We start from the raw sequence: 11,967 nt of genomic DNA, 5'->3' as shown, positions 1-11,967 counted from the left end.
TCTCCGCGCAAGAAACCTTCATGCCAAGGCGCACAGATCGCAGATTGTTCGAGCCACCCTCAGTCGCCCCGGTTGATCAATTCTGTGAGCAGCAACTGCGTCCGCGTTCGAGCGACGCTGCCGGTCTGTTGCAGCCGCACGATGACCTGCTCAAGGTGGCTGACATCACTGACCCTCACCAGCGCCAGGGCATCAGCATCACCCGTCACCGTCCAGGCACGGACTATCTCGGGCTGCGCCGCCAGGGCATCGGTAAGGGGACCGCGCTGGGTGCCTTCCACGGCAGTGATCTCCATGAGGACCTCGAGGCGGTTCCCGAACGCGTCGGGAGCCAGCAGGACCGTGTATCCCCGGATCACTCCTGATCGTTCCAGACGGTCCATGCGGCGCTTGACGGACGACGGAGCGAGGTTGGTGGCACGCGCGAGCACCTCGAGAGAAGTCCTGCCGTTCGACGTCAGTTGCCGAAGAATCGTGCGATCAGCAGCATCCACACGAAGGATTCTTGCATAAGGCCCGATCGTCGGCAGTGTACGCACGGCCCGGGTGCTCCGGCGGCTCCCTTGACACGCGCTTATGTATCGATAAAGTTGCGAGCGCTTTATCGGTATATAAGGTGAAGGGTCGCCCCTCATGAGTAACGTCGTCGTGCCCGCCATCGTCAATGTCGATGTCGAGGGTCCGTTGATCAGTCGGCATCTGTACGGTCATTTCGCCGAGCATCTGGGCCGGTGCGTCTATGGCGGGTTCTACGTGGGCGAGGACAGTGACATCCCGAACGCGGGCGGGATCCGGCTGGATGTGGTGGAGGCGTTGCGCGCGCTGAACATCCCGAATCTGCGCTGGCCGGGTGGTTGTTTCGCCGATGAGTACCACTGGATGGACGGGGTGGGGCCGAAGGATCGGCGTCCGGCGATGGTGAACACGCACTGGGGCAACGTCGAGGAGAACAACCACTTCGGGACGCACGAGTTCATGGCCCTGTGCGAGTTGCTCGGCGCTGAGCCGTACATCAGCGGCAATGTCGGGTCCGGCACGGTCAGGGAGATGAGCGACTGGGTGGAGTACCTCACCCGTGAGGGTGACTCGCCGATGGTGCGGCTGCGTAAGGCCCATGGGCGGGACGAGCCGTGGCGGGTGCGTTTTTGGGGGCTGGGCAACGAGGCGTGGGGCTGTGGCGGGCACATGACCGCCGGGCAGTACGCTCATGAGGCGCGCCGGTTCGGCACGTACTGCCGTGATCACGGTGAGAACAAGTTGTACCGCATCGCCGCCGGGGCGAACTCCGATGACTATGCCTGGACCGAGACGCTGATGAAGCAGCTCGGCGACCTGGGCTGCGCCTACCGGCCCCAGCCCTTCTACCAGGCGCTCTCGCTGCACTACTACACGATCCCGGGTACCTGGCAGGACAAGGGCGACGCGACGGTGTTCGACACCGGGGACTACTACCGGACGCTGGTCCAGGCCGCGCGGATCGACGAGCTGATCACCCGGCACTCCAACGTGATGGACTGCTACGACCCGGGCAAGAACGTGGGCCTGGTCGTGGATGAGTGGGGCACGTGGTGGAACGTCGAGCCCGGCACCAATCCCGGCTTCCTCTACCAGCAGAACACCCTGCGTGACGCGCTGGTGGCCGGCGTGCATTTCGACATCTTCCACCGGCACGCCGACCGGCTGGTGATGGCCAACATCGCCCAGACGGTGAACGTGCTCCAGGCCATGATCCTCACCGATCCCGACTCGGGCGCGCTCGTGCTGACGCCGACGTACCACGTGTTCGAGATGAACAAGGGTCACCAGGACGCGGCCTCGCTGCGGGTCGACCTCCCCGCGGGGGTGCCCACCCGTGAGACGTTGCAGACCGTCTCGGTCTCGGCCAGCCGCAAGGACGGGCGTGTGCTCGTCTCGCTGTCCAACCTGGACGCGGCCGAGCCGATCGACGTGGACCTGGACCTGCGTGGCGGCGCGGTGGCCGACGTCCGCGCCCGCATCCTGACCGCCGACAAGCCGCAGACCCACAACACGCCCGAGGCGCCCGACGCCGTCGCGCCCCGCTCCCACCAGCAGGTCACGCCCACCGCCTCCGGACTTCGGGTCCACCTGCCCGCACACTCCTTCGTCACCGTGGAGGGGCGCCTCGCGTGAGCGCCTCCGCCCATGAAACGGCCGGGCCGGAGTCAGCGATCAGGTCCGCCGCCCGGTGATGAAGGCGGTCCGCCAGTCGGGCTACCGCGTCAACGTCTCCGCCCGGACCCTCAGATCCGGGCGGACCGGCGTCATCGGGCCGGCCGTGCCGAGTACACCGCGCCCTTCGAGCTGAAGGCCCGCGAGTCCACTCGCTGACGGGAAATTCGGTCGACGGCGGGGCACGGCCGCTGCGAGCATGGGCCGTGATGTACCGAGCGTAGAAGCACTTCGATCACTGACAGGGGACGCGCCACGGAGCGCGTCGCCCCCGCTGTCATGCAGCACTTCCATCTGTGATCGAAAGGACTTTCCGTGAAAATTCACGAGTACGCGAGGTATGACGCTGTCGGCATCCGCGACCTGATCAGGGCGGGCGAGGTCACCGCCGACGAGGTCGAGGCCACCGCCCGGCAGGCGCTGGAAGCGGCCAACGCCAGAGTGAACGGCCTGGCGCTGCCGCTGTTCTCCCCGGCGCTCGCTCACGCGGCCGACGGGCCGCTGTCCGGGGTGCCCTTCCTGATCAAGGACCACGGGCCGGTGGCCGAAGGGGTGCCGTTCACCCTGGGAAGCCGCGCCCTGCCGGGCGTCGTCGCCTGGCGCGACACCGATCTGATGACCCGCTTCCGTGCTGCCGGCCTGGTCACCTTGGGCCTGACCACCGTGCCGGAGCTGTGCGTCAGCTTCGCCACCGAACCCCTCAGGTACGGCCCGGCACGCAACCCATGGGACCTGGACAGGGGCGTAGGCGGGTCGAGCGGCGGCGCCGCCGCTCTGGTCGCCGCGGGCGCTGTGCCCGTCGCGCACGCCAGCGACGGTGCCGGCTCCATCCGCGTCCCGGCTTCCTGCTGCGGCCTGGTCGGTCTCAAACCGAGCCGGGGCCGGATCACGCCCGGCCCCGATGCGGGGGAGCCGATACTCGGCATGTCCTACGAGTTCGCGCTGACGCGCACCGTCCGCGACGCCGCTCACCTGCTGGACGCCGTCCAGGGGCCGGGGATCGGCGACAAGTACACCGCGCCGCCACCGCGCCGGGCGTACGCGGAGGAGATCGGGGCCGACCCCGGCCGGTTGCGGGTGGCGGTGACCACCGAAGCCTGGGCGGGGACGCCGGTCGATCCCGAGGTGGCCGCGGCGGCGATCCGGGTCGGCCGGGTGCTGGAGCAGGCGGGACACACCGTCGCCGAGGCGAGCCCGGTCGTCGATTGGGAGGCCGTCATGCGGGCCTGGGTGTGCGAGGCGGTCGCGATCGCCGCCACGCTGCTGCTGGCTCCACGGATACCCGACGAGTCCCGGATGGAGGCCGTCTCCCGGCGCTTCCTGGCGGCGGCCAGGGAGTACAGCGGGCTGGACATGCTGGCCGCGTTCGACGCGCAGAACCGGGTGAGCCGGTCGGTGGGCGCGTTCTTCGCCGAGTACGACCTGCTCATCACCCCGACACTGGGCCGGCTACCGGCCCCGCACGGCACCCTGCGGTTCGACGATCCCGGCCACACCCTGACGAGCTGGCTGGAGTCGCTGGCCGAGTACGGGCCGTTCACTCCGGTGTTCAACGTCACCGGCTCACCGGCGATCAGCCTTCCCCTCGCCCACAGCGAGAACGGGCTGCCGATCGGCGTGCAGATCGTCGCCGCCTACGGACGGGAGGACCTGCTGTTCCGGATCGCCGCTCACCTGGAGCAGGCCATGCCATGGAAGGAGCGCGTCCCGCCGGTCTTCGCCGGAAACCTCTGACAGGCGCCGGGCGCTTTCTGCGGCACGGTCCGCAGCGTTGACCGGGTGATGGCGGGCAACGCTGCGGACCGCCTCTGACCGGAGGGTTCAGTTCGTCCCTCGATCTGCTCTTTCACTTCGTGGCTGGATCGGGTTCGGCGTGCAGGGCCAGGTCGACGGCCGTCTCGACATGGATGCGGGTGGAATCGAACACCGGCAACGAGCTGTCTCCTGGCCCGATCAGCAGCGTGATCTCGGTGCATCCAAGGATCACCGCCTGAGCACCTCGTCCCGCGAGCTCGGCGATGATGCGGCGATACTCCTCGCGAGAGGAGCTTTCGACCCGGTTCTGCGTGAGCTCCTGATAGATCACGTCGTGGACGAGCGTGCGGTCCGGTTCGTCCGGGACCACGATCTCCACACCGTGCTGTCGCATACGGGAGCGGTAGAAGTCCATCTCCATCGTGAACCGGGTGGCCAGCAGCCCCACCGTGGTGAGCCCCGCGGCGGCGACGCGGCGCGCCGTCGCGTCGACGAGATGCACGAAAGGCACGTTGATCGCCGCCTCGATCTGGTCGGCGACCCGGTGCATGGTGTTCGTGCACAGCAGCACCATGTCCGCGCCCGCCTGCTCCAGGCTCTTGGCCGACTCGGCGAGGAGCAGCCCGGCGCGTTCCCACTCCCCGCTGCGCTGCATGGCCTCGATCTCGGCGAAGTCGACGGTCACCAGCACGCTCCTGGCGCAGTGGTGCCCGCCCAGCCGCTGTCGCGCCTCCTCGTTCAGCAGCCGATAGTACTCGGCGGAGGATTCCCAGCTCATGCCGCCGATCAGCCCGATGGTTCGCATCATGGCACCAGCGTGCCGGGCCGCCCGGCTCATAGGTAGTCCTGGCTTTCTTGGCCGACCGCCAAGCAATACTTATGGCATGGACGTCCAGAGGCTGCTGATTTTCCGGGAAATCGCCCGTACCAGGTCGATCGGCGGCGCCGCCCGGTCGCTCGGCTGGACCCAGCCGGCGGTCAGTCAGCATCTACGCCACCTCGAACGTCAGGCGGGCACCCCCCTTGTGCTGCGCCGGCCACGCGGTGTCCAGCTCACGGAGGCGGGACAGGCGCTGCTCCGTCACGCCGACGCCATCGCCGCCCGCATGCAGGCCGCGACCGAAGAGCTCGAAGCGCTGGTCCATCTGCGGGCGGGCACCGTGCGGCTGGCCGCGTTCCCCTCGGCGGGAGCGACCGTGGTCCCCGCCGCGATGAGCCTGCTCGCCCAGCGGCATCCGCATCTCGACGTACGCCTGCGCGAGGCCGAGCCCCCGCAGGCCCTCGACCTGCTCGCCGCCGGCGACGTGGACGTCGCCCTGACGTTCGGTCACGCCGGGGAGAGACCGGCCGGCACCGACGAAATGGTGCGGATGCCGATCGGCGAGGATCCGCTGCGGCTCGTGCTGCCCCGTTCGCATCCGTGCGCGCAACCGTCGGATGTACCGCTGCACCTGCGGGAGCTGGCACAGGACAAATGGACCGGAGGTTGCGAACGCTGCACAGACCACCTTCGCCAGGCGTGCGAGTCAGCGGGTTTCACGCCGGACATCCGTCACGGCACGGACGACTATGTGCTGACGCAGGCGCTCATCGCCCGTGGGTTGGCCGTCGGGCTGCTTCCTCAACTGGCGCTCGACGCGGCCCGCGACCCGGGCGTCGCCGTGCGCCCGGCCGCGGGGGTACGGCCGAGAGTCCTGTACCTCGTTCACCATCGCGAGGCCGACCAGATTCCCGCCGTCCGCAGCGCCGTACAGGCTGTGGCCGACATCGCCGCCCGAGCCGGCCACATGGCCGCGAGTCCTGCCACCGCCGCAGGTGGCGCATGGGATCCGGGATCGGCGTAGCCGCCGTGCGAAACCCGCGTTCTTGGACGAGGGCGGGGAACATTTGTCCAATCCGCCGGCACGCGCCGGCGGCGACAGTGGGCTCATGACCATTCCTGACGACGGGCCGCGCGTGAATGGCGGCCCCGAGGCCACTGAGCATTCGACCCTGCCCCTGGACGACGGCGACATCTACGTGTGCGAAGACGGCCCCCGTGACGCCCCCGCACTCCTGCTCATCCACGGGTCCGCCTCCTCGACCCGCTCGTGGGACCCGCTGGTCCCGCTGCTGACCAGGTCCCATCGCGTCATCCGGATCGACCTGCTCGGGCACGGCCGGTCGGCCAAACCGGCCGGCCCCAGCTACGCGACCCCCGAACAGGCACGCCGGGTCGGCATGGCGCTGGACCGGCTCGGCGTCGAGCACGCCGTCGTGGTCGGCCATTCCAGCGGCGGCGCGGTCGCCACCGCACTCGCCGAACAGCGCTCCGACCTGGTGACCGCGCTCGCGCTCGTCAACACCGGACCCAACCTGGACGCCTTCATCCCATCAGGGTCCGCCGCCATCGAACTCTCGCAGTGGCCGCCGAGCGACGAGCAGCTCCGCCGGCTCGCCGGCACCGCTTTCAGCCGCGCGGGCTACGAGGTCCCGCAAGAGCTCCTGGACGAGGTACGCCACATGACCCCCCACACGCTCACCACGACGATGCAGGCCACCCGCGACTACATGGAGCAGCGGCCGCTCCCGGACCGGCTGGCGACTCTTGGCAAGCCACTGCTGGTGATCTTCGGTGCGGACGACCGGAGATGGCGATCCTCATCCGCCGCCGACTATCACGCCGTTCCGGGCGCGAAAGTCGAGTTGCTGCCCGGCCTTGGACACTCACCGATGCTCGAGGATCCGCCGCGGACCGCCGCGGCCCTTCTTGCCTTCAGCGCGATCCACTAAGGAGATGTGCTCATGCGGATCCTCATCTCCGGCGCCAGCGTCGCCGGTCCGGTGCTGGCGTACTGGCTCACCAGGCACGGCTTCTCCGTCACCGTCGTCGAGCGCGCGCCGGCCCTGCGCAAGACCGGCGGCCACGCGGTCGACCTGTTCCGGCCCGCGATGGACATCTCGGAGAAGATGGGCGTCCTCCCGCGCGTCGAGGAGCGGGCCACCGGCACGAAACGGATGACCCTCTGCCGGGAGGGCGCGCGGCGTCCCGTCCGGGTGAACCTCTCCAAGATCTTCAGCGCCACCTCCGACCGGCACGTCGAGATCATGCGCGACGACCTGAGCGAGATCTACTACGACGCCGCGTGCGACGACGTCGAGTACGTCTTCGGCGACTCGATCACCGAGATCTCGCCCGACGGCCAGGTGCGGTTCGAGAACGCCGCGCCGCGCCGCTTCGACCTCGTCGTCGGCGCGGACGGGCTGCACTCCAACGTGCGCCGCCTCGTCTTCGGCGAGGAGTCCCGCTTCAGCGCCTTCGCCGGGGCCTACCTCGGGGTGCTCACCGTGCCCAACACCTCCGGCCTCGACCGTGAGCTCCTCATCCACGTGGGCGTCGGCCGCACGGCCGGCGTGTACGGCGCGCGGCACCTCGGCGACGCGCGGGCGTTGTTCCTGTTCCGGAGCGAGCGCGAGCTGGACTACCACCACCGCGACGTGCCCCGGCAGAAGGAGCTGCTGCGCGGCGCGTTCGACGGCCTGCACGCCGACGTGGACCGCTGGCTGGACGAGCTCGAGCGCACCCCGGCGTTCTACTTCGACTCGATCACCCAGCTCCGCATGGACACCTGGTCGCGGGGGAGGGTGACGCTCGTCGGCGACGCGGGCTACTGCCCCGGCCCGGCCGTCGGCGGCAGCACCACCCTGGCCGTCGTCGGCGCGTACGTCCTGGCCGGGGAGCTGGCGCGGGCGGGCGGCGACCACGAGCGCGCCTTCCCCGCCTACGAGCGCGCGATGGCCGAGCACGTGCGCGGCAGCCGCGCGGTCGCGCTCAGCGCGGCGAAGACCCTGATCCCCACGTCCCGTCTCGGCGTCTCGGGGCTGGCCCAGGGCGCCCGCCTGATCTCCGCCCTGCCCGCGGGGCCCAGCCGCGCCCTCCTCCGCCTCACCACCAAGAGCGCACGCCTGTACAACTCCATGACCGTCGACGACTACCCGCCGTCGCCCACCACGGCCGGCGTCTGCTGATCGGTCGCGTGCCGGCCGGGCGGCCGATCTCGTACGTGCGACCAGAAGCAGCGGATCAAGCTGAGCGCTCGTGGCGAGGCAGCGGACCCGCCCGGTTCGATGCCGGGGCGATGGTGGTCTGATCAAAGGTGGGGGTTCCGAGCGCGGCTTCGGCGGCGATGGCCGCCGATCGGGCCACGTCGGGTTTGTCGAGGCTGGTACGGAGGGTGACCGGCTCGAGCAGGACGGCGGCGACGGCGGCGCAGATGACGAAGACGAGCCCGGTGGCGTCACCGTAGGCCATCCGGACGATCTCCTGGGCGGCGGGCGGCAGCGCGCCGGCGGTCAGGCCGCCGTCGTCGAGGCCCGAGGTGGAAAGGTCCGCGGCGGTGAGGCCGTGGGCGATCTGGCTGCTGACGTGGCGGGCCAGGACGGCGCCGAGGACGGAGACGCCGATATGCCGCCCAGGGAGCGGAAGAAGGCGACCGTGGAGCCGGCCGCGCCGATGTCCTTGAGGGGGACGGCGTTCTGCACGACGAGGACGAAGTTCTGCATCGTCATGCCGACGCTGGCGTACGGGCCCCGACCTGGACCGGGCGAGCGCGGCCCACCTCCCGGAGAGCAGGCTCGTCATCGGCGAAGCCCTCACCCTGCCGTCCGGATATCGCCTGCAGCTGCCGTCGTCGTGAGCAGATACTGGCGGCACCCAAGGTTGGAGAGCGACCTCACCGACCCGCACGCAGGGCCTGAATGAACCAGCTGAACAGCGGCGCCATGCTCGGCGGCACCGGCCAGCCATTGATAACCGCGAGCAGCTGCAGGTAACGCTCGGCGAACGGTTCGTCGGCCGCCTGCAGGCGGTCCAGCATCCAGTCCCGCAGGTTGGCGTCGTCGGCGCGGCCGAAGGTCTGCGCGTATCGGGTGGCGAGGGCACCGACGATGGCGGCCGCCTGCGGCGAGGCGGGGTCCACGCCCGCGGCCACCGCCGCGCCGACTCGGCCGCGGACCTCCTCGGTGAGCTCGTGGTGCAGCCCCGTGGTGTCGCCCTGGGCGCGTTCGGCCGCCTGGTATTCGGCCAGCCGGCGGACCGCCGCGCGGAACTGCGGGTCCTGAACCAGTTCGGCCAGCTCCACCCAGGCGTCCACCTGCGCGGGGTCAGGGTCGTCGGGCAGGTCCGGCATGGCCGAGCGCATCATCGCGACCCACTCGGGATTGGCGTCGAGATCGCCCAAGACCTCGTCGATGAAGTCGGTGACGAGGCGGTGGCGTTCCTCGTTGGAGAGTTTGGCGAGCCTGTGCATGAGTTCCGTCTCCTCTAACGTCGATCCCCGTCTGGCCACCGCGCGTAGCACGGCTCGGCGCAGCCGCAGGATGCGGATCTGCACGTCCAGCGCCTCGGCGTACTCCACGGCGACCTGCGCCACCGGAAGATCGCGTTCCAGCAGGCGCTGCACGGTGGGCAGATCGATCCCCAGCTCGCGCAGCGCGCGCACGAACTCCAACCGGGCCAGCGCGCCGACGTCGTACAACCGGTAGCCAGCGGGACTGCGGGTGGTGGGCGGTACGAGCCCGCGGTCGGAGTAGAACCTGATCGCTTTCACCGTGAGCCCGGTGCGCCGGGCCAGGTCTCCGATCGTCAGCAGCACGTCGCCGTCCATGCGCATACTCTGCCGTCTCCCCTCAGGGGAGACTCAACCGCAAAAGCCGGGATCTTCACCCCGCCCTCGGGGTGGCCCTGGAATCCTGCCGGGCCTTCCACCAGACGTCGGTGTTGGCGCGGACGGCACGGTAGGTGCTGGCCCAGGCGGGGGTCAGGTAGGGGAGGTCCTGGCGGAACTTGTCCAGGTGGCCGAGGTCGTCGGGGTGCAGGGTGATGGACTGCTGGCGGCAGATCTTGGGCCGGTCGTCGGGTCGCTGGCCACGGGCGGTGGCAGGATGCGGGGCTTGGCCGAGGGGGCGGCCTGCTGGCGGGCGTCGGTCAGATCGATGGGGGCCGGTCGCAGGGCTCTTTCTCCTTCTCGGCCGTATCCGGTCTGCCTTGACGTACGTTCTCTTACCGCTGTTCCTCGCGGGCCGACCAAGTACTGATTTTCGGCGCCGTGCCGGCGTCACGTATTTCGTGCCTGCATGTGAGAAGGCCACCCGCGGTGAAAGCGGAGGGCCTTCTGGAGCAGGAGCTCAGCTGTACGAGTAGGACTGCGCGCTGCAGCCGGTGATGTAGGGCCCGGGGTAGACCTGCTGGGTGGAGCAGCCCCAGGTGGCGTTCAGAGTCGTGGCCCAGGAGGGGATGCTGATCGCCGGTCCGTTGGTCCAGCCGACCTGGTCCCACTGGTGACCGCCGCTGCAGATGGCCGACACGCTCACCGCGGTACTGCCGCCGGGCAGGCTGATCGTGAACGACCACGAGTGGTTCGCCGGGTTCGCGACCATCGAGCTGTAGGGCACAGCCACGCCGTATGAAGGAGGCGCGGAGCTGACCGCGACGTATGAGGCGTACCAGTCCCGGGTGTCGCCGGAGTAGTCGACGTTGAGGCAGTCCACTGTGCCGTTGAGCGTCAGGGCTGAGGCGGCGGCGGGCTGCTGCATGGTCACGACCATCGCGGCGGTGGTGGCCAGCATCGCGCCGACCGCCAGTGCCCGGCGGATCAGGTTGCCGGCAATCATGGGGTTCCCTTCTTCGCGCCGTTGACTGTGGAGATTTCACCGGAGTGCCGGCCCGTCATCCGCGACGGCCGCGCCGCCCTGATCGGGTTGAGGCGGACCCGCAGGCGAGGTCCGAGGACCGGCAGCGATCACCCTCCGCAGCCGCCTCGTAGCGGGGTGACTGCGGACAAGTATGGACAGCCGGCGCCGAAATCCGACCTGGAAGCATTTCGGCATCGGTTGTTGCGGACGATGTACGTCGGTGAGGCTGATCGAGTGTCGGACTCAGATGGAGCTCAGGTGCAGGTGATGGCGACCGGCGTGGTGGCGACACGCTGGGAGAAGTCGGGTGCTCCGCCATCGAGGTTGGCGAATCCGTAGCCCATGACGTGGTAGTTGCCGGGCACGCACGACACCATATTGATCTTATAGGCGTAAGCCACATTGTTCTGGTAGGTCTCGGCGTAGCCCAGATAGGTACCGTCCCGGTACAAGGAAAGGTATCCGCCGATGAACGAAACTCTCTGGTTGCAGTTGACCTCGACATAGGCGTAAACGGAGGTCGTGTACAACTGGATCGGGTTGCTGATGGTGATGGCGCAACTGAGCGCCGCGGCGCTCACGCTGGACGCGGTCGCCGCCTGAGCGGGGGGCGCGCCGAGCACCAGGGCCGCCGCCGCGCCTAATGCGAGGGCGCGCATTCCATGAAGGGATTTCAAGTAGCCATCTCTCCCTACCGCCGATGGCAATTCGAGCGCGCGGACCACGCGCCCGATACGCCGCAGGAAATGTCTTCTCGAGGGGAGGATCACACAACGGCCATGGACCGGACAGACCCCATATGGAGCACGGCCCTCCGAAACAAGCGGTGAATCGCGGTTTCCGCACGGCCCGTAAAGGGGCGGCGACCTCGCCCCGCTAATCAACAGGCTGGTCGCAGGACATGAGACGCCGTGGGATGTGGCGGTCGCACCCTCGTCATCACAGTCGTCCGCGCGACGGTGTTAGTGAAACTTTCAACACGGGGACGCCTGGCGGCGGGCGAGGGGGTGCGTTCGACGGCGCGCAGGTAGCGCTTCTGCTGGCGGGCGTCCAGGGCGCGGGGCGCGAGCCTGGGGGCGTCGTCGCGGCGGACGACGGCGGGGCCGAGTCCGAGCTGGGCGAAGAAGTGGTCCAACTCGGTGAGGTGGGCGTTGACGGTAGTCGACGCGCGGCGCAGCACGGTCTTCATGTGGGTCTTGTAGTCGCGGATGGCGAAGTCGCGGGAGGTGGAGTGTCCGGTCTCATCTGACCCGAGGCACGTCTCGCTGATCATGAGGTATTTGCTCCGATGCCTCAGATGCATGAGACGCCCCACCACGCCGACGGCGTGGCAGCGCGCTCGACAACACA

12 protein-coding genes are annotated in these 11,967 nt (G+C 69.2%); 5 read left to right on the top strand and 7 right to left on the bottom strand.

Annotation, left to right across the window (positions count from 1 at the left end; genetic code table 11):
• Positions 1-59 precede the first annotated feature (59 nt).
• On the bottom strand, positions 60-494 hold the full coding sequence (locus ABD830_RS51980) for an Lrp/AsnC family transcriptional regulator (protein WP_345003047.1): 435 nt from the start codon (positions 492-494) through the stop codon (positions 60-62).
• A 139-nt stretch (positions 495-633) separates the two neighbouring features.
• Here ABD830_RS51980 and ABD830_RS51975 point away from each other — a divergent pair, with 139 nt between their 5' ends.
• Together ABD830_RS51975 and ABD830_RS51970 are read left to right on the top strand one after the other, a co-directional pair.
• Entirely contained in the window at positions 634-2,151 is a 1,518-nt protein-coding gene (locus ABD830_RS51975) for an alpha-N-arabinofuranosidase (protein ID WP_345003046.1), read from the top strand.
• A gap of 354 nt (positions 2,152-2,505) precedes the next feature.
• A complete protein-coding gene (locus ABD830_RS51970) occupies positions 2,506-3,924 on the top strand; it encodes an amidase (RefSeq protein WP_345003045.1) in 1,419 nt (472 codons plus the stop codon).
• Positions 3,925-4,036: 112 nt separating this feature from the next.
• Here ABD830_RS51970 and ABD830_RS51965 read toward each other — a convergent pair whose 3' ends face one another.
• Positions 4,037-4,753 (bottom strand): aspartate/glutamate racemase family protein, encoded by a 717-nt coding sequence (locus ABD830_RS51965; RefSeq protein ID WP_345003044.1) that lies wholly within the window; start codon positions 4,751-4,753, stop codon positions 4,037-4,039.
• A 76-nt stretch (positions 4,754-4,829) separates the two neighbouring features.
• On the opposite strand from ABD830_RS51965, the gene ABD830_RS51960 reads away from it, so the two are divergent.
• The 3 genes from ABD830_RS51960 to ABD830_RS51950 all read left to right on the top strand — a co-directional run bounded on the left by ABD830_RS51960 (position 4,830) and on the right by ABD830_RS51950 (position 7,953).
• Positions 4,830-5,789, top strand: a complete 960-nt coding sequence (locus ABD830_RS51960; RefSeq protein ID WP_345003043.1) for a LysR family transcriptional regulator — start codon at positions 4,830-4,832, stop codon at positions 5,787-5,789.
• An 85-nt stretch (positions 5,790-5,874) separates the two neighbouring features.
• Complete coding sequence (locus ABD830_RS51955) at positions 5,875-6,717, top strand: alpha/beta fold hydrolase (protein ID WP_345003042.1); 843 nt, start codon at positions 5,875-5,877, stop codon at positions 6,715-6,717.
• Between the two features lie 12 nt (positions 6,718-6,729).
• Positions 6,730-7,953: an FAD-dependent monooxygenase gene (locus ABD830_RS51950; RefSeq protein WP_345003041.1), complete on the top strand. Its 1,224-nt coding sequence runs from the start codon at positions 6,730-6,732 to the stop codon at positions 7,951-7,953.
• Positions 7,954-8,008: 55 nt separating this feature from the next.
• Here the strand turns inward: ABD830_RS51950 and ABD830_RS51945 are convergent, their stop codons facing one another.
• The 5 genes from ABD830_RS51945 to ABD830_RS51925 form a co-directional block, all read right to left on the bottom strand.
• Positions 8,009-8,566 (bottom strand): hypothetical protein, encoded by a 558-nt coding sequence (locus ABD830_RS51945; RefSeq protein WP_345003040.1) that lies wholly within the window; start codon positions 8,564-8,566, stop codon positions 8,009-8,011.
• A gap of 91 nt (positions 8,567-8,657) precedes the next feature.
• Positions 8,658-9,590 carry a MerR family transcriptional regulator gene (locus ABD830_RS51940; protein WP_345003039.1) on the bottom strand — a complete coding sequence of 311 codons (933 nt, stop codon included), beginning with the start codon at positions 9,588-9,590 and terminating at the stop codon, positions 8,658-8,660.
• 520 nt (positions 9,591-10,110) lie between these two features.
• Positions 10,111-10,596 carry a hypothetical protein gene (locus ABD830_RS51935; RefSeq protein ID WP_345003038.1) on the bottom strand — a complete coding sequence of 162 codons (486 nt, stop codon included), beginning with the start codon at positions 10,594-10,596 and terminating at the stop codon, positions 10,111-10,113.
• 275 nt (positions 10,597-10,871) lie between these two features.
• Positions 10,872-11,342 (bottom strand): hypothetical protein, encoded by a 471-nt coding sequence (locus tag ABD830_RS51930; protein WP_345003037.1) that lies wholly within the window; start codon positions 11,340-11,342, stop codon positions 10,872-10,874.
• 155 nt (positions 11,343-11,497) lie between these two features.
• Positions 11,498-11,890 carry a hypothetical protein gene (locus ABD830_RS51925; RefSeq protein ID WP_345003036.1) on the bottom strand — a complete coding sequence of 131 codons (393 nt, stop codon included), beginning with the start codon at positions 11,888-11,890 and terminating at the stop codon, positions 11,498-11,500.
• Between the last annotated feature and the right edge of the window lie 77 nt (positions 11,891-11,967).

Origin of the sequence: Nonomuraea helvata (genome assembly GCF_039535785.1) — a bacterium.
GTDB lineage: Bacteria > Actinomycetota > Actinomycetes > Streptosporangiales > Streptosporangiaceae > Nonomuraea > Nonomuraea helvata.
The sequence above is the reverse complement of the archived record's forward strand: the minus strand, read 5'-3'. Positions and strand labels throughout refer to the sequence as shown.